The sequence below is a fragment of the Nocardioides sp. cx-169 genome (assembly GCF_021083605.1).
Classification (GTDB): domain Bacteria; phylum Actinomycetota; class Actinomycetes; order Propionibacteriales; family Nocardioidaceae; genus Nocardioides.
In genome coordinates, this window is sequence record NZ_JAJNRO010000013.1 from 66127 (window position 1) to 83060 (window position 16934).

17 protein-coding genes are annotated in these 16934 nt (G+C 71.7%); 12 read left to right on the forward strand and 5 right to left on the reverse strand.

Annotated features, from left to right (window positions below; all coding sequences use genetic code 11):
* Positions 1-87 precede the first annotated feature (87 nt).
* The 6 genes from LRP67_RS17090 (at position 88) to LRP67_RS17115 (ending at position 7015) form a co-directional block, all read left to right on the forward strand.
* A complete protein-coding gene (locus LRP67_RS17090) occupies positions 88-1143 on the forward strand; it encodes a BMP family protein (RefSeq protein ID WP_374107430.1) in 1056 nt (351 codons plus the stop codon).
* A 109-nt stretch (positions 1144-1252) separates the two neighbouring features.
* Positions 1253-2770 carry an ABC transporter ATP-binding protein gene (locus LRP67_RS17095; protein WP_231271369.1) on the forward strand — a complete coding sequence of 506 codons (1518 nt, stop codon included), beginning with the start codon at positions 1253-1255 and terminating at the stop codon, positions 2768-2770.
* Entirely contained in the window at positions 2767-3987 is a 1221-nt protein-coding gene (locus tag LRP67_RS17100) for an ABC transporter permease (protein WP_231271370.1), read from the forward strand. The genes LRP67_RS17095 and LRP67_RS17100 overlap by 4 nt, the downstream gene beginning before the upstream one ends.
* The gene (locus LRP67_RS17105) at positions 3984-5306 is read left to right on the forward strand and encodes an ABC transporter permease (RefSeq protein WP_231271371.1); all 1323 of its coding nucleotides are present in this window, start codon (positions 3984-3986) and stop codon (positions 5304-5306) included. The genes LRP67_RS17100 and LRP67_RS17105 overlap by 4 nt, the downstream gene beginning before the upstream one ends.
* Position 5307: 1 nt before the next feature.
* A complete protein-coding gene (locus tag LRP67_RS17110) occupies positions 5308-5694 on the forward strand; it encodes a cytidine deaminase (RefSeq protein ID WP_231271372.1) in 387 nt (128 codons plus the stop codon).
* 37 nt (positions 5695-5731) lie between these two features.
* Positions 5732-7015 (forward strand): thymidine phosphorylase, encoded by a 1284-nt coding sequence (locus LRP67_RS17115; protein ID WP_231271373.1) that lies wholly within the window; start codon positions 5732-5734, stop codon positions 7013-7015.
* Here LRP67_RS17115 and LRP67_RS17120 read toward each other — a convergent pair.
* Entirely contained in the window at positions 7008-7460 is a 453-nt protein-coding gene (locus tag LRP67_RS17120) for a MaoC family dehydratase (protein ID WP_231271374.1), read from the reverse strand. The two genes, LRP67_RS17115 and LRP67_RS17120, sit on opposite strands and share 8 nt — an antisense overlap.
* Before the next feature lie 52 nt (positions 7461-7512).
* Between LRP67_RS17120 and LRP67_RS17125 the strand changes: the two genes are divergently transcribed.
* Together LRP67_RS17125 and LRP67_RS17130 are read left to right on the forward strand one after the other, a co-directional pair.
* The gene (locus LRP67_RS17125) at positions 7513-8625 is read left to right on the forward strand and encodes an adenosine deaminase (RefSeq protein WP_231271375.1); all 1113 of its coding nucleotides are present in this window, start codon (positions 7513-7515) and stop codon (positions 8623-8625) included.
* 59 nt (positions 8626-8684) lie between these two features.
* Positions 8685-9260 (forward strand): hypothetical protein, encoded by a 576-nt coding sequence (locus LRP67_RS17130; protein WP_231271376.1) that lies wholly within the window; start codon positions 8685-8687, stop codon positions 9258-9260.
* Positions 9261-9269: 9 nt separating this feature from the next.
* Here LRP67_RS17130 and LRP67_RS17135 read toward each other — a convergent pair whose 3' ends face one another.
* Both LRP67_RS17135 and LRP67_RS17140 read right to left on the reverse strand, forming a co-directional pair.
* Entirely contained in the window at positions 9270-9836 is a 567-nt protein-coding gene (locus LRP67_RS17135) for a hypothetical protein (RefSeq protein ID WP_231271377.1), read from the reverse strand.
* On the reverse strand, positions 9833-10444 hold the full coding sequence (locus LRP67_RS17140) for an ATP-binding protein (protein ID WP_231271378.1): 612 nt from the start codon (positions 10442-10444) through the stop codon (positions 9833-9835). The genes LRP67_RS17135 and LRP67_RS17140 overlap by 4 nt, the downstream gene beginning before the upstream one ends.
* A gap of 58 nt (positions 10445-10502) precedes the next feature.
* Between LRP67_RS17140 and LRP67_RS17145 the strand changes: the two genes are divergently transcribed.
* Together LRP67_RS17145 and LRP67_RS17150 are read left to right on the forward strand one after the other, a co-directional pair.
* Positions 10503-11402: an ABC transporter ATP-binding protein gene (locus LRP67_RS17145; protein WP_231271379.1), complete on the forward strand. Its 900-nt coding sequence runs from the start codon at positions 10503-10505 to the stop codon at positions 11400-11402.
* Positions 11399-12475 carry an ABC transporter permease gene (locus LRP67_RS17150; RefSeq protein ID WP_231271380.1) on the forward strand — a complete coding sequence of 359 codons (1077 nt, stop codon included), beginning with the start codon at positions 11399-11401 and terminating at the stop codon, positions 12473-12475. The genes LRP67_RS17145 and LRP67_RS17150 overlap by 4 nt, the downstream gene beginning before the upstream one ends.
* On the opposite strand, the gene LRP67_RS17155 is transcribed toward LRP67_RS17150, so the two are convergent.
* Both LRP67_RS17155 and LRP67_RS17160 read right to left on the reverse strand, forming a co-directional pair.
* Positions 12432-13295, reverse strand: coding sequence for a PP2C family serine/threonine-protein phosphatase (locus LRP67_RS17155; RefSeq protein WP_231271381.1), 864 nt, complete (start codon positions 13293-13295; stop codon positions 12432-12434). The genes LRP67_RS17150 and LRP67_RS17155 overlap by 44 nt on opposite strands.
* On the reverse strand, positions 13292-13993 hold the full coding sequence (locus tag LRP67_RS17160) for a VWA domain-containing protein (protein WP_231271382.1): 702 nt from the start codon (positions 13991-13993) through the stop codon (positions 13292-13294). Before LRP67_RS17160 ends, LRP67_RS17155 begins: the two co-directional genes overlap by 4 nt.
* Positions 13994-14147: 154 nt before the next feature.
* On the opposite strand from LRP67_RS17160, the gene LRP67_RS17165 reads away from it, so the two are divergent.
* A complete protein-coding gene (locus tag LRP67_RS17165) occupies positions 14148-15356 on the forward strand; it encodes a hypothetical protein (RefSeq protein WP_231271383.1) in 1209 nt (402 codons plus the stop codon).
* Between the two features lies 1 nt (position 15357).
* Positions 15358-16920 (forward strand): FHA domain-containing protein, encoded by a 1563-nt coding sequence (locus LRP67_RS17170; protein WP_231271384.1) that lies wholly within the window; start codon positions 15358-15360, stop codon positions 16918-16920.
* Positions 16921-16934: the final 14 nt, after the last annotated feature.

Consider the following 16934-nt stretch of genomic DNA (forward strand, 5'->3'; position numbering starts at 1 on the left):
TCCCCCCACCTCGGGGGAAATCCGACGGCTAGGGTGCGTCGAGAGCCCGGGGTGGGCATCACCACGGTTTGAGGTGCAGGAGGCACTGTGAAGAAGACGTTACGCATGGCGGCAGTCGTAGGACTGGCGGTCGCTGGCCTTACGGCGTGCGGCGAGAAGTCCGACGACAACGACGGCGGCGAGAAGGCGAAGTCGATCGACTTCAAGGCGTGCATGGTGTCCGACTCGGGCGGCTTCGACGACAAGTCGTTCAACCAGACCTCGCTGAAGGGTCTGACCGACGCCGAGGACGAGATCGGCGTGGAGGCCGCGACGGTGGAGTCGGCGAGCGACGCCGAGTACGCCGACAACATCCAGAGCCTGGTCGACGAGGGCTGCAAGGAGATCACGACGGTCGGCTTCCTGCTCGGTGACGCGACCCGTGCCGCGGCCGAGGAGAACGGCGACGTCGACTTCGCGATCGTGGACTTCGAGTTCACCGACGCCAAGACCTTCGAGCCCAACCCGCCCGAGAACGCCAAGGGCCTGATGTTCGACACCGCCCAGCCGTCGTACCTCGCGGGCTACCTCGCCGCGGGCACGTCCAAGACCGGCAAGGTGGGCACGTTCGGGGGCCTCAACATCCCGACCGTCACCATCTTCATGGAGGGCTTCCGCAAGGGCGTCGAGGCCTACAACGAGGCCAAGGGCACCGACGTCCAGGTCATCGGCTGGGACGGCAAGGACGGCTCCTTCACCGAGGACTTCGAGGACCAGGCCAGGGGCCAGCAGGTCGCCGAGCAGATGATCCAGCAGGGCGCGGACATCATCTTCCCGGTCGCCGGTCCCGCCGGGCTGGGTGGTCTCAAGGCTGCCAAGGACAACAACGCCTGGGGCATCTGGGTCGACACCGACGGCTGCGAGTCGGCCGCCGAGTACTGCGACATCCTCCTCACCTCGGTGGTGAAGGCCATGGACGTCGCCGTCAAGGACGCCATCCAGGCCTCCGTGGACGACACCTTCAACAACGAGGTCTACACCGGCACGCTGGAGAACGGGGGCGTCGGCCTGGCCGACTTCGGCCCCGACGTCTCCGAGGAGCTTCAGTCCGAGGTCGAGGACCTCAAGGAGAAGCTGATCTCGGGCGAGATCACGCTCGACTGATACCGCACGACGCTAGCCGGCCGGGACGGGGGACACCTCGTTCCGGCCGGTTTCGTTCATGGCATATTGAGGCACCGTTCGCTACCCCGGTGGGGCCAGGAGGAGTTCGATGAGGCTCGAGATCAAGGGGCTGACCAAGAGGTTCGGTTCGTTCACCGCCAACGACGGCATCGACCTGACCATCGAGCCCGGTGAGATCCACTGCCTGCTGGGCGAGAACGGCGCGGGCAAGTCCACGCTCATGAACATGCTCTACGGGCTGCTGGACCCGACCGAGGGCGAGATCCTGCTGGATGGCACCCCGGTCACGTTCGCGACACCGGGCGACGCTATGGCGGCCGGGATCGGGATGGTGCACCAGCACTTCATGCTGGTCCCGGTGTTCACCGTCGCGGAGAACGTCATGCTCGGACGCGAGCAGACCCACGCGCTGGGGGTCCTCAACCGCAAGCAGGCCGCCGCGAAGGTGCGCGAGCTGTCGGACCGCTACCGGCTGGCCGTCGACCCCGAGGCCCTCGTCGAGAGCATCCCGGTGGGCGTGCAGCAGCGGGTGGAGATCATCAAGGCCCTCGCCAACGACGCCAAGGTCCTGATCCTCGACGAGCCGACTGCGGTGCTCACCCCGCAGGAGATCGACGAGCTCATGGAGATCATGCGGGCGCTCAAGGAGCGCGGCACCTCGATCATCTTCATCACCCACAAGCTCCGCGAGGTCAAGGCGATCGGCGACAAGATCAGCGTGATCCGCCGCGGCAAGCTGGTCGGCACCGCGGAGCCGACCGCGAGCGAGGCCGAGCTCGCCGAGATGATGGTGGGACGCGCGGTCAAGCTCAAGGTCGACAAGGCCCCGGCCGAGCCGGGCGCCACCGTCCTCGACGTCCAGGGCATGACCGTCATCGACAACCGCGGCGTCGCCGTCGTCAAGGACGTCTCGTTCGAGGCGCGGGCCGGCGAGGTGCTGGGCATCGCCGGGGTGCAGGGCAACGGCCAGACAGAGCTCATCAAGTCGCTGCTCGGGCTGCTCAAGCCGTCGGCGGGCGAGATCCTCCTCGAGGGGCAGAACATCAGTCGCCACGGCCCGAGGGAGAGCCTCGACGACGGCATCGGCTACATTCCCGAGGACCGCTCCCACGACGGCTACGTCGGAGCTTTCAGCGTCCGCGAGAACCTCGTGTTGGACCTCTACCGCAACGACGAGTTCTCACACGGGATGCGCCTCGACCTCGACGCCATGGCCCGCAATGCCGCGCACCGGATCGAGGAGTTCGACATCCGCACCGAGACCATGGAGGCGCCGGTCAGCTCGCTGTCGGGCGGCAACCAGCAGAAGGTGGTCGTGGCCCGGGAGTTCTCCCGCCCGCTCAAGGTCCTCATCGCCGCCCAGCCGACCCGCGGCGTCGACGTGGGCTCGATCGAGTTCATCCACCAGCGCATCATCCAGGAGCGCGACCACGGGACCGCGGTGATCATCGTCTCCACCGAGCTGGACGAGATCTTCGCGCTGTCCGACCGCATCGCGGTCATGTTCGACGGCCGCATCGTCGGCACCGTGTCGCCGGACATCAAGCGCGAGGACATCGGCCTGATGATGGCCGGGGCCCACGACCCCGAGGAGGTGTCGGCGTGACCGACGCGACGACGACCGGCCCGCCCCCGGAGGGCGAAGCCGCCCCGCCCGCGGCGAGCCCCGAGCAGCCCCGGCGCCCCGAGCGCGCCGGCGCAGCCTGGCTCCCGGACGTGACCACGACGCTGGCGGCAATCGGCCTGGCGCTGGTCATCGGCGCGCTGCTGATCGGGCTGAGCGACGAGGAGGCCGTCGAGGCGCTGCCCTACCTCTTCTCCTACCCGCAGGACTTCTTCAGCGCTGCGGGACGGGCGATCTGGGACTCCTACTCCGCGTTGGTGAGCGGCTCGGTCGGTGACCTGGACTCGATCGGCACCACCCTCGTGCGCAGCGCGCCGCTGATCTGCGCCGGCCTCGGTGTGACCTTGGCGTTCCGCGCGGGGCTGTTCAACATCGGCGCCCAGGGCCAGCTGGTGGTGGGAGCCCTGTTCGCGGGGTACGTCGGGTTCACGTGGGACCTGCCGGCACCGATCCACATCGTGGCGGCGGTGCTCGCCGGCATGATCGGAGGCGCCCTCTGGGGGGCCACCGCGGGCATCCTCAAGGCGCGCACCGGCGCGCACGAGGTCATCACCACGATCATGCTCAACTACCTGGCGACGAAGTTCCTGCTCAACTACCTGCTCAGCAAGGACGCCTTCCAGCGTCCCGGCAGCGACAACGCGCAGTCGCCGGCGCCGCTGGACTCCGCGATCCTGCCGTCGCTCGGCACGGTGCACGCCGGCGTCGCGCTCGCGTTCCTGGCCGCGGTGGCGGTGTGGTGGCTCATCGAGCGCAGCACGTTCGGCTTCCAGCTCCGGGCCGTCGGGGCCAACGCGGACGCCGCCCGCACGGCGGGCATGAACGTGGCGCGCGTCTACACGATGGCCATGCTCCTCGCCGGACTCCTCGCGGGCCTGGCCGCGACCATGAACATCCTCGGCAAGGGCGACGCGCTGAGCGGCGGCATGGCCGGCACGATCGGCTTCGACGCCATCACCGTCGCCCTGCTCGGACGCGCGACGCCGCTCGGCACCGTGCTTGCCGGTCTGCTGTTCGGGGCCCTCAGCGTCGGTGGCGTGGCCATGCAGGCCAGCGCCGGAACGCCGGACGAGCTGGCCTACGTGCTCCAGGCGCTGATCGTGCTGTTCGTCGCCGCACCCGCACTCGTGCGCGGTGCGCTGCGCATGCGAGGACAAGGCGGGGCTACCACCGTCATGGCGAAGGGATGGGGCTCATGACCGTCACGCTCGAGACCCAGACCGGCGAGGTGGCCAAGGTCCGCGGGCCGGCCGACGTCCGTCGGCAGGTGAAGATGGTCGTCCTCTTCGCCCTGGTCACGCTGGCGCTGGCGATCTTCTACCTCGACATCCAGGACCCCACGGTCCGCTACCTCCTCGACAACACCCCCGGCGAGGAGCCGCAGGAGGCCAATGCCAAGGTCGTCGTCGCGGTCGCGTTCGCGCTCAGCCTGGTCGCACTGGTGCTGGCGGCCCTCAACAAGCTGCCCCCCGGAGCGCTCACGGTCGCCGCCGCCGTCCTCGTCGGTCTGGCGTTCCTGGTGGGCTTCATCGTCTGGAACTACGCCGACCAGAGCGGCCCTGGCCTGCTGACCATCACCAACCCGCTGCCGGGCACGGTGAAGTACGCCGTGCCGCTGGTCTTCGGAGCTCTCGCGGGCACTCTGTGCGAGCGGGCTGGCGTCATCAACATCGCGATCGAGGGTCAGTTCCTCATGGCGGCGTTCTTCGCAGCGGTGGTGGCCAGCTTCGCTGGGCGAGCCGAGTACGGCCTAGTCGGTGGGATCGCAGCGGGCGTCGCGATGGCGGCGCTGCTCGCGGTCTTCGCCATGCGCTACCGCGTCAACCAGGTGGTGCTCGGGGTCGTGCTGATCGCGCTGGCGACGGGCTTGACCGACTTCCTGCTCAGCCAGATCCCCAGCGACCCGGACGTGCGCGACAAGCTCAACAACCCTCAGACGCTCGGCCCGCTTCCGGACGCCGGGATCCCGTTCCTGTCGTCGGTCGCCGACTCCCTCACCGGTATCCCGGTGCTCGGCCCCACGGTCTTCAATCAGACGCTGCTGGCCTACCTCATGTACGTCTCGGTCATCGTGGTCGCCTTCGTGCTCTTCCAGACCCGGTGGGGCCTGCGCGTGCGCTCGGTGGGCGAGCACCCCAAGGCCGCGGACACGGTCGGGCTCAAGGTCAACCGGCTCCGGTGGCAGGCGGTGCTCCTGGGCGGTGTCTTCGCCGGACTCGGCGGCGCCTACTTCACCGTCGGCTCCAACGGGGCCTTCGCCTCCGACATGTCGGCCGGCAACGGCTTCATCGCGCTCGCGGCCGTGATCATGGGGCGCTGGCACCCGGTCTACGCCACCTTCGCCGCGCTGTTCTTCGGGCTGATGACCACCTTGTCGTTCCAGCTGAAGTTCATCGAGAAGGTGCCCACGGACCTGCTGGTCGCGCTGCCCTACCTCGCGACGATCATCGCCGTGGCCGGACTGGTGGGCCGCGTGCGGCCACCGGCCGCCGACGGCGAGCCGTACGTCAAGAGCTGACGTGGACTTCGACTGGGAGGCTCTGCGCGCCCACGCCGTCGAGATCGCCGGACGCGCGTATGCGCCCTACAGCGGCTACCGCGTCGGGGCAGCGGCGTTGGCCGACGACGGGCGGCTGCTCGTGGGCTGCAACGTCGAGAACGCCTCCTACGGCGTGGGGCTCTGCGCGGAGTGTGGGCTGGTCTCGCAGCTCTCGGCCACCGGGGGCGGCCGGCTGACGCACTTCGTGTGCGTCAACGGCGAGAGCCAGGTGATCATGCCCTGTGGGCGGTGCCGCCAGCTGCTCTCCGAACACGGTGGGCCGGAGCTGCTGCTCATGACCCCCGAGGGCGTGCGCACGATGACCGAGGTGCTTCCCCAGGCGTTCGGTCCCGCCGACCTGACCTGAGCCGGCGTTCCCTAGGGTTGCCGGTCGGAGGTACGACATGAGTGAGCACGACGCGATCGAGGTGATCTCGGCCAAGCGAGACGGCCGGGAGCTGAGCGACAGCCAGATCGACTGGGTCATCGACGCCTACACCCGAGGCGGGGTCGCCGACGAGCAGATGTCGTCGCTGGCGATGGCGATCCTGCTCAACGGGATGAGCCGCCCCGAGATCGCCCGGTGGACCGCCGCGATGATCGCGTCGGGGGAGCGGATGGACTTCTCCAGCCTGTCTCGGCCGACCGCCGACAAGCACTCCACCGGCGGGGTGGGCGACAAGATCACCCTCCCGCTGGCGCCTCTCGTCGCCGCGTGCGGCGTGGCCGTGCCGCAGCTGTCGGGACGCGGCCTCGGCCACACGGGCGGCACCCTCGACAAGCTGGAGTCCATCCCCGGGTGGCGGGCGGCACTGTCCAACGAGGAGCTGCTCGCCCAGCTCGAGTCCGTGGGTGCGGTCATCTGCGCGGCGGGTGACGGCCTGGCCCCCGCCGACAAGAAGCTCTACGCCCTGCGCGACGTGACCGGCACGGTGGAGGCGATCCCGCTGATCGCCTCCTCGATCATGAGCAAGAAGATCGCCGAGGGCACCGGCGCCCTGGTGCTGGACGTCAAGGTCGGCACCGGTGCCTTCATGAAGGACCTCGACAAGGCGCGCGAGCTCGCCGAGGTCATGGTCGGCCTCGGCTCCGACGCCGGCGTGCGCACCGTCGCGCTGCTGACGGACATGAGCACCCCGCTGGGCCTCACCGCCGGCAACGCGATCGAGGTCGCGGAGTCGGTCGAGGTCCTGGCGGGCGGCGGCCCCGCCGACGTCGTCGAGCTGACGCTGGCCCTGGCCCGCGAGATGCTCGCCGGCGCCGGCCGCGAGGACGTCGACCCGGCGGACCGGCTCGCGGACGGGTCCGCCATGGACGCCTGGAACGCGATGATCCGGTCCCAGGGCGGCGACCCGGAGGCGCCGCTGCCGGTGGCCCGCGAGTCCCACGTCGTGACGGCTCCGGCGTCGGGCACCCTGACCCGCCTGGACGCCATGGCCGTCGGGCTGGCCGCCTGGCGCCTGGGCGCCGGTCGCGCCCGCAAGGAGGACCCGGTCCAGGCCGGGGCCGGTGTCGTCTGGCACGCCCGCCCCGGCGAGCGCGTCACGCAGGGGGAGCCGCTGTTCACGCTGCTCACCGACGAGCCCGACCGCTTCGAGCGCGCGCTGGCGTCGCTGGAGGGCGGCTACGACATCGGCGACGAGACGACGTACGCCGCCTCGCCGCTGGTGATCGACCGGATCAGCTGAGCAGCAGCACGATCGACTCGGCCACGCAGGCGGGCTTGTCGACGCCCTCGATGGCGATGACGTGCTTCATCGTGGCCTGCGTGCCGGCCGGCAGGTCGACCACCTCGCCCATCGTGACCGTCGACCGCAGGCGCTGGCCGACGAGCACGGGGTGGGGGAAGCGGACCTTGTTGAGGCCGTAGTTGAGCTTGGCGCCGGGCGTCTCCAGGCTGAACACCTGGCTGCCCAGGAACGGGATGAGCGAGAGCGTGAGGTAGCCGTGGGCGACGGTGCCGCCGAACGGACCCGCCTTCGCGCGCTCCACGTCGACGTGGATCCACTGGTGGTCCCCGGTCGCCTCCGCGAACTGGTCGACGCGCTCCTGCTCGATCCTCACCCACTCGCTGGTGCCGAGCTCCTCGCCTGCGGCGGCGGCGATCTCGTCGAGACTGGCGAACACGCGCATCCTGGGCCTCCTGGGGTCCGGGTCGTCGGAGGGGTGGTGATTGGATGACGAGATGACCACCACCCTCTCGGAACCTATCGCTCCGACCCGAGAGCAGGTCCGGCAGGCTCCCAAGGTCCTGCTGCACGACCACCTCGACGGAGGGCTGCGCCCCGCGACGATCATCGAGCTGGCGCGCGAGGTCCACCACGACCTGCCGGCCGACGAGCCGGAGGAGCTGGGCCGCTGGTTCGCCGCGGCCGCCGACTCCGGCTCGCTGGTGCGCTACCTCGAGACCTTCGACCACACGGTCGCGGTGATGCAGACCGGCCCCTCGCTCACCCGCGTCGCGCGCGAGTGCGTCGAGGACCTCGTGGCAGACGGGGTCGTCTACGCCGAGATCCGCTACGCGCCGGAGCAGCACGTCTCCCAGGGGCTGACCCTGGACGAGGTGGTCGCCGCCGTGCAGGAGGGCTTCGACTCGGCCACCGAGGCGGCCGGCGGGCGCATCGTCGTACGCCAGGTGTTAACCGCGATGCGCCACCAGGCACGGTCCATGGAGATCGCCGAACTGTCGATCGCGTGGCGCGACCGAGGTGTCGCCGGGTTCGACATCGCCGGCGCCGAGGCCGGCTATCCCCCGACCCGGCACCTGGACGCGTTCGAGTACCTGCAGCGCGAGAACTCCCACTTCACCATCCATGCCGGCGAGGCGTTCGGGCTGCCGTCGATCTGGCAGGCGATCCAGTGGTGCGGCGCCGACCGGCTGGGCCACGGCGTGCGGATCGTCGACGACATCACCGTCGCCGACGACGGCACCGTGACGCTCGGCCGCCTAGCGGCGTACGTGCGCGACAAGCGGATCCCCCTCGAGATGTGCCCGGCCTCCAACGTGCAGACCGGAGCCGCCACCTCGATCGCCGAGCACCCGATCGGACTGCTCACCGATCTGCGCTTCCGGGTGACCGTCAACACCGACAACCGGCTCATGAGCCAGACCTCGATGACCGACGAGATGACCGCGCTGGTGGACGCGTTCGGCTACACGCTCGACGACCTGCGGTGGTTCACTCTCAACGCGATGAAGTCGGCGTTCCTGCCCTTCGACGAGCGGCTCGCGATCATCGACGAGGTCATCAAGCCGGGCTACGCGGCGCTGTCGGCGCGGTCGGGCCCGCCGGCGTAAGGGGCGGGGGGCGGCAAGCGGCACGTTTTCCCCTCCGCGGCCGGGGAAGGATCGCGCCCATGCGTGCCTCGAGCCTTGCCGTCTTGCTGCTCCTCGCGCCGCCGCTCCTCGCGGCCTGCGGGGAGGACGAGGAGGCCCCCGAGCAGGTCGAGGCCAAGGCGCTGCCTGCCAACCTCTGCACCGCCGTGCCGGCCGCGGTGGTCGAGCGCTGGGCTCTCGTCGAGGACGTCCACGACACCACGGAGTCTGCCGACGAGAACAAGGCGACCTGCACCATGAGCGGCACCGTCCGGGGCGCGCCGGTGACGCTCGAGCTCTCACTATCCTCCTTCGCCGCGGACGACGACGACGCGGTGCGGGAGCGGATGGAGGAGGCGCTGGAGGAGCGGTGCTCGCGGCTCGAGTCGGACGGTACCGGCCAGGTCACCGAGGAGGACGGCCGGTGCGCGGTCGAGAGCCCGCCCGAGCCGGAGGGGGAGCGCGGCGCCGTCACGGAGTACTCGCTGGCGCGGGCCGCCAACGGCATCTCGTCGGTGACGATGGTGCACCACGGGCCGCTGTTCGGCTCGGTGGGCGCCGAGGTCGTGGGCATCGGCGGCACGATCTCGCAGACCGACCCCGCCGACCTCGGCTGAAGGATCGCCTCAGCCGCCCGACGGGGTGACGACGAGCCACAGCCGGTCCCAGCCAGCCAGTGCGAGCCGGTGTCCGGCCGCCGCGTCACGGGTCACCTCGACCACGCGGCCCGACGAGGGCTCGTAGACGCGCAGGTGCGGCACGGCCGGCGCGGCGGGCAGCGCGAGGACCACGTGGCGCGGGCACCAGCGGCTGCCGACGTACAGCGCCGCCGCCCGCCCGGACCGGACCGCCGTACCGGCCCGGTCGAAGGCGGTGGCAGGGCGGAGCAGCGCGAGCCGGCTGGCGTAGCGCGTGGCCGGAGAGCCGGGAGACGCGAGCCTCGAGAGCTCGCGCGCCACGGCCCACGGAGGTGTGCCCAGCGCGCGCGGCCATGGCAGCTGAAGGCCGGGACCGGAGGCCCTGGTGACACGGCGATGGGTGGCCAGGGCGTCGCGGGCGAAGCCGGCGGGGGTGATCGCCGCGGCGTAGTCCGCGTCGACCAGCATCCGGGCGGCCACCAGTGCACTGGCACCGCACGAGCGCGCGTCGGGCTGGCGAAGCCCACCGCCAAGCAGGGCGGCGGGATCGCTCATCGCCGCGCGACTCCCGCGCGCAGGTCCCGCAGCGCGGTCCAGGCCTGGTCGGGGGAGACCGGGGTGCAGCCCAAGTCGACCGCGCGCTGGACCACGCGGCGCTGGCCCCGCAGCAGGGCGAGACCGCGGCGCGCCAGCACGAGCGGCGGCTTGCGGTGCTCGCGCAGGTCGCGGGTCAGCCGGCGCCAGAAGGTCACGGCCGCATGCTGGCGCACGCAGTACGCCGCGGCCAGGTGTCCCCGCTCGCGGCAGCGGGGCACGATCTCCTGGGCGAAGATCCCCTCGGCGACGAAGAGCGGCTCAGGTCCGAGCTCCAGCTTCTGCCACCCGTACCGGCCGTCCTGGGCGATCTCGTACACCGGCACCTCGGCGCGGCCGGTCTCGCAGAGCGCCTCGATCGCGGCCAGCGCCTCGTCGGACAGCCAGGAGTCGGGGTGGTCCCAGTCGACCAGGCCGGCGTTCGCACCGGTGGCGATCCGGGGCAGGGTGGGGTCGCCAGCGCTCTTGTAGAAGTCGTCGAGGCGCAGGACCGGGAGCCCGAGACGCTCGGCGAGGCGGGACTTGCCGGCCCCCGAAGGGCCGGCGAGGACGACCACCTGCGCGCGCACGCGCCCAGTCTGCCTCACCCCGCACCGGCGGGGGCAGCGGCCTCGATACGCTGCGCCCGTGGCCGCCATCGAGATCGACGACCTCGTGAAGACCTACGGCACGCTCGCCGCAGTCGAGGGGGTCAGTCTCCAGGTCGCGGAGGGGGAGTTCTTCGGAATCCTGGGACCCAACGGTGCCGGCAAGACCACTCTCCTGGAGATGGTCGAGGGGCTGCGCCGCCCCGATCGCGGGAGCGCCCGCGTGCTCGGAGTCCCGGTCTGGCCGCGTAACGCGGCGCTCCTGCCGCGCATCGGCGTCCAGCTGCAGGCCTCCTCCTTCTTCGAGCGGCTGACCGCCCGCGAGCAGATCCACACCTTCGCCGCGCTGTACGGCGTACCGACCGCCGCGGCCGACGACTGGCTGGAGCGGGTCGGCCTCGTCGACAAGGCCGGCACCCGCGTCGAGGACCTCTCGGGCGGACAGGCCCAGCGGCTGTCGATCGCGTGCGCCCTGGTGCACGACCCCGAGGTGGTGTTCCTCGACGAGCCGACGGCCGCGCTCGACCCCCAGGCGCGCCGCAACCTCTGGGACCTGCTGTCGGGCCTCAACGACTCGGGCCGCACGGTCGTCCTGACCACGCACTACATGGACGAGGCCGAGGCGCTGTGCGACCGCGTGGCGATCATGGACGCGGGCCGGGTGCTCCGCGTCGACTCGCCCGCCGCGCTCGTGCGCGCGCTGGACGCGCCCGCCCGGATCACGGTGGCGCCCGGCGCCCTCGCGCTCGACGGGGCCCAGACGATCATGGGCGTCGACCAGGCGCGGGAGTCCGCCGACGGGGTCGTGCTCACCACCCGGGAGCCGGGGCGGGTCCTCGCGCACCTCGCCGAGCGCGACCGGCTCGACGGGGTCCGCGTGCAGACCGGGACCCTGGAGGACGTGTTCCTGGAGCTGACAGGACGGGCGTACCGCGCATGAGCAATGGCTTCCTGGCGCTCTCGCGCGCCATCCTCCTGGGGTTCCTGCGCGACAAGAGCTCGGTCTTCTTCGCCCTCGTGTTCCCGCTGATGTTCCTGGTGCTCTTCGGGGGCATCTTCAACGACCAGGACCAGTCCCGCGTCGAGCTGATCCAGGTCGGCGACGTGGCGCTGGTCGACAGCCTGCCCGCCGACGTGCGCGCGGCCTTCGACGACACCTTCGAGATCCGGACGTCCGACGACCTCGACGAGGCGCTCGACGAGGTCCGCAAGGGCGATGCCGACGTGGTCATCGAGCAGCGCGGCGACACCTTGGTCGCGCACTACACGCAGACCGAGCAGGTCAAGGCGGCGATCACCCAGGGCACCCTGCGCGCGTTCATCGACGCGACCAACGTCGCGCAGCTCGCCGCGGAGAGCGGTACGCCGCCGCCGTACTCGTTCGAGGCCGAGCGGGTCGAGGACGACTCCCTGTCGACCATCCAGTTCATGACGCCCGGCCTGCTCGGCTGGGCCGTCGCGATGAGCGCGAGCTTCGGTGCCGCGGCCACGCTGCAGGGCTGGCGGCAGAGCAAGCTGCTGCGGCGCCTGCAGCTCTCCCCTCTCTCCACCCGCACCATCGTCGCGGCGCGCGTCGCGGTCACCGTGGCCATCGCCTTGGTGCAGATGGCGATCTTCGTCGGCCTCGGCACGGCGGCGTTCGGCCTCTCGCTGACCGGGTCCTGGTGGATGGCCATCCCGCTGCTCGTCGTCGGCACGCTGTGCTTCATGGCGATCGGCCTGTTGGCCGGCGCCGTCGCCAAGACGGCCGAGGGGGCCGTCAACATGGCCAACTTCCTGGTGCTCCCGATGGCCTTCCTCAGCGGCTCGTTCTTCCCCCTCGACGGGGCGCCGTCGTGGCTGCGCGTCGTCAGCGACCTGCTCCCGCTCAAGCACCTCAACGAGGGGATGCTGGACGTCATGGTCCGCGGCGAGGGGCCCTCCTCCGCGCTGCTTCCCATGGCGGTCCTCGCCGGCTTCGCGCTCGTCGTCACCCTCGCCGCGGCCAAGCTGTTCCGGTGGGAGACGACCTGAGGTCGCCGTCGGTGGTGAGGTCCTCGCGCACCAGCAGCGCCAGCGTGGTGTCGTCGCCGCCGATGCGCGCCGGCTCCTCGAGCCAGCCGGGCAGCCGGTCCTCGACCCAGGGCAGGCCGCGGTCGCGGACGTAGCTCACCAGCTCGGCCCCGGTCTGTCGCCACCAGCCGTTCGCGTCGACACGGGCGGCGCTGAAGCCGTCGGTGCAGAGATAGCCCAGGGCGATGTGGTCGCCCTGGGCGTCGAGGACCGCGAGGCGCAGGGCGTCGAGAGGGTCCGGCTGGCACAGGGAGGTGGTGCGGGTGCCGTCGAGGGCGGGGTCCTCGGGGAGGGGCCGCGCGGCCACCCCGTCGGTGGTGACGACGACCGCGTCACCGTCACCGATCTGCAGGATGCCGAGCACGTCTCCGGTGGCGACCATCGCCAGCAGCGTCGTCCCGTAGGGCTGGGTGAGTCGAGCGTGGTCCTCGACGAGCTCGGCGCTCTCGGCGTCGATCGGGTGCGCCGCGAGGTGGTCCAGCACGGCGGCGGTCCAGCGCTCCACGAGAGCGGCGCCGACCTCGGCGAGCACCACCTCCGCGGCAGGTACGGCGGTCAGGCGCGGCAGCGCGTCGGCCAGCAGGTCGACGGCGATCCGGACGGCGATCCGGGAGCCGACGTCGCTGCGGAAGTGCAGGTGGTGACCGTGTCCGTCGGCGACGGCGATGACCGTCGTGCCGTCCTCGACGCGGACCAGGTGGGCGTCCTGCAGGGGTAGGTCGTCACGGACGTGGACCGAGCCGATCGTGCTGCCGGACACCGCCGTCCAGCGAGCGCTCATCCGAGGGTGCTCCAGATCGGGTCGCCACCGGCCTCGGTGGGCGGGCTGACGGTCACGCCGGAGGAGCCGAGCACCGGACGCGACGCCCCGCGACTGGCGGCCTTGGACGCCCACACGACGTACTCGACGAGCTGCTGGGGGTTGTCGGCCCGCAGCAGTGGGACGTCCTCGTCACCGATGAAGCGGCGCAACGCGTGCATGTCGGCGTCGCGGCCGACCCCGAGGGCCAGCCGGACCGCGGCCGCGCCCCACCGCTCGTCGAGCACCTGCTGCAGCCCGTCGGCGAAGGTGATCCCGGTGCTGTCGGTGGGCCGCCCGTCCGAGACCAGGATCAGTGCCGGCGGGTAGGCGCCGGCGCCGTCGTCGAGGTCGTGCAGGCTGCGCGCGAGCAAGGAGAGGGCGCTGCCGAGCTCGGTGAAGCCCTTGGGCGTGGCCGCGATCCGCTCCCACTCGAAACGCTCGATCGGCGTCGGCTCCTCGACCACCCAGGTGCTCTCGGTGGCGAACGCCAGGACCCGCACCAGCAGCTGGGCGTGAGGGTTGGCCCGGGCCTCGTCGCGCAGGTGCGGGACGACCTCGGCCATCGCGTTGTTGAGGGCCTGGATGCGACCGCCGCGGAGCATGGAGCCGGACACGTCGAGGATGAAGACGAGGTGCAGCGGCGTGCGCTGCAGGGCTCCGCCCAAGCGATCACTCATCGTCCACCCTGCCTTGCCGTCCTGGCCGTGGAGACGATATACCCTGGGCCGCCATGAGCCTCCCAGACGGGGCCGAGGTCGACCTCGGCCCGCTCGGCCGAGCGCGGGTCGTCCGTCTGCTCGGCCAGGGGGCCAGGGTTTCGTCCACGAGGTCGTGCTGGGCAGCGGCGAGGCGCTGGCGCTGAAGTGGTACCGGCCCCAGTCCGCCTCCGCGGGGCAGTTCCACGAGATGCAGCGGCTGGTCGAGCTCGGCTCGCCGCACGCGCGCTTCCTGTGGCCGATCGCCATGGCCCGCGTCGAGGGGCAGCCGTCGTTCGGCTACGTCATGCGACTGCGCGACCCGCGCTACCTCGAGCTCAGCTACCTGCTGGCCGACACCGACCGCGAGGACAGGCCGCTCTCGGTCAGCTTCGAGGCCACGATCGACATCTGCCGCCAGCTCGCGTCCAGCTTCCTGCGCCTGCACGCGCGCGGCATGTGCTACCGCGACATCTCCTTCGGCAACGTGTTCTTCGATCCCAGCACCGGCGACGTGCTCATCTGCGACAACGACAACGTCGGCGTCGACGACGGCACCAGCCGGGTCCTCGGCACCCCCCTCTTCATGGCGCCGGAGGTCGTGCGCGACCTGAGCCTCCACACCCTGCCGAGCACCGACACCGACCGGCACTCCCTGGCGGTGCTGCTCTTCTACACGCTCTTCCTGGGCCACCCCTTCGAGGGGGCCCGCACCGGCGGCGGCCTGCGCGACGAGGGCTGGATGCTCGAGCACTTCGGCACCGAACCGGTCTTCTGTCTCCACCCCGACCGCGAGGACAACCGTCCCTCGTCCGTGGTCCAGCAGTACTGGGACCTCTACCCGCGCTTCCTCCAGGACCTCTTCGTGCAGGCGTTCGTCGCGGGCGCCGAGCGTCCGGGCCGGCGCGTCACCGAGGGCCAGTGGATCAAGGCCGTCGACCGGCTCCGCGACGGGATGGTCCGCTGCCGCGGCTGCGCGACCACCTGCTTCTGGGACGTCGCCGAGCCACACCGCGCCTGCCGCTCGTGCGGGCGCTCGCTGCAGCCCGCGTACCTGCTGCAGGTGGGGCGCCGCACCGTGGCGGTGAACCCGTTGGCCACCCTGCGCACCGACCACCTGGCCTCTGGGGTCGACGAGTCGTCGGTGGTCGGTCGGGTCCGCGCCCATCCTCAGGCCGAGGGGCGCTGGGGGCTGCACAACGTGTCCTCCCGGCCATGGGAGGCGACCTACGCCCAGGGCCAGCGGGTGATGCTGGAGCCCGACCGCACCATGGAGATCGTCGACGGGGTGCGCGTGGGCGTCGACGGCGCCGTCGTGACCGCCGTGCGGAGCGGGGCGGTCTGAGGTGCAGCGACTGCGGGTGGAGGTCGAGGGGCGCACCCTCGAGGTGGACGACGAGCGGGTGCTCCGCGTCGGGCGCGCCGCCGGCGCCGACGTCCAGCTGAGCGGCGTCGGGGTCTCCCGCGCCCACGCCGAGCTGCGACCCGACGGTGCCGGCTGGGTGCTGGTGGACGTCGGGAGCGCCCACGGCACCTTCGTCGACGGCGACCGGGTGAGCGAGCTGCGACTGACCCGCACGGCCACCGTGCGCTGCGGGTTCGGCGGCGACGACGCCACGTTCATCGTCACCCCCCTGGACGAGACCGACGAGCCGGACGAGCGGGCGGGCTTCGAGCATACGGTCGTGCTCGCCGCCCAGCGCCTGGACGGGGGGCCGGACGGGGACGGCGGGCGAAGCGGCCCGGACCTCATGGTCGTCGCGGAGGGCCGCGAGCACCGGTTCGCCCACCCTGCGGAGGTGAGCATCGGCCGTCGACCCGACTGCACCGTCGTCCTCACCGACCGGACGGCCTCCCGGCTGCACGGACGCCTGGCCGCCGCCCCCGGCGGGTGGACCTACACCAACGATTCCCGCGAAGGCACCTACCGTGACGGCCGCCGCGTGGAGCGCGTGGACCTCAGAGACCGGGTCGCGCTGCGCCTGGGGCACCCGATCGCGGGCCCGGAGGTGGTCGTAGTGCCGCTCCTGTCCGCCCAGGAGGAGGAGCGCCGGATCAACCGTAGCCGCTGGGCCCGTCGGCTACGGGTGGGTGCCGCCGCGCTGGTGGTCGCCCTGCTCGTGGCGGGCGGCGCCGCCACCGCGGTCCTCGTGGTCGACGAGGCGGACCGGCCCGGGGCCAACGGGGGTACGGCGGTCACCGCGGAGGTCCTGACCGCCGACGAGCTCGCCCGGGCCAAGGTGGCCACGGTGCTCATCACGGCCGACTCGGTGGACGTCGACGGCGACCCCGTCACCTGGTCGGGATCCGGCTCCATCATCGGCTCCGACGGGTTGATCCTCACCAACGCGCACGTCGCGGATCCGGAGGCCGAGGGGCTGGCGCAGCAGTACGGACCTATTCGGGACACCAACCCCGACTACCTCAAGGTGGCCCTGATCGAGGACGCCGACGACTCGCCCGCGGCGCCGGCGTACCGCGCCCGGGTCGTGGTGAGCGACGGCCTGCTCGACGCGTCGGTGATCCGCATCTACGCCACCATCGACGGTCGTGAGCTCGACGGACCCCTGCACCTGCCGACGATCCCGATCGGTGACTCCGACGAGCTGCGCACCGGCGACGACGTGACGGTGCTCGGCTTCCCGGGGATCTCCGGCTCGTCCGGGGTGTCGGTGACCCGCGGCGTGATCTCGACCTTCCTCGACGACCCGGTGCTGGGCGAGCGCTCGGAGATCGACACCGACGCCCGGATCGCGCCCGGCAACTCCGGTGGCGCGGCCATCGACAACGACGCCGCCATCATGGGCATCCCGTCCGCGACGTTCGGTCAGGAGGGCTCGAACGTCGTCTCGGGCCGGGTCCGCTCCATCAACGCGGTCAAGCCGCTCATCGCGCGCGCCCGCGGCTGACCTCGGGCGGGCGC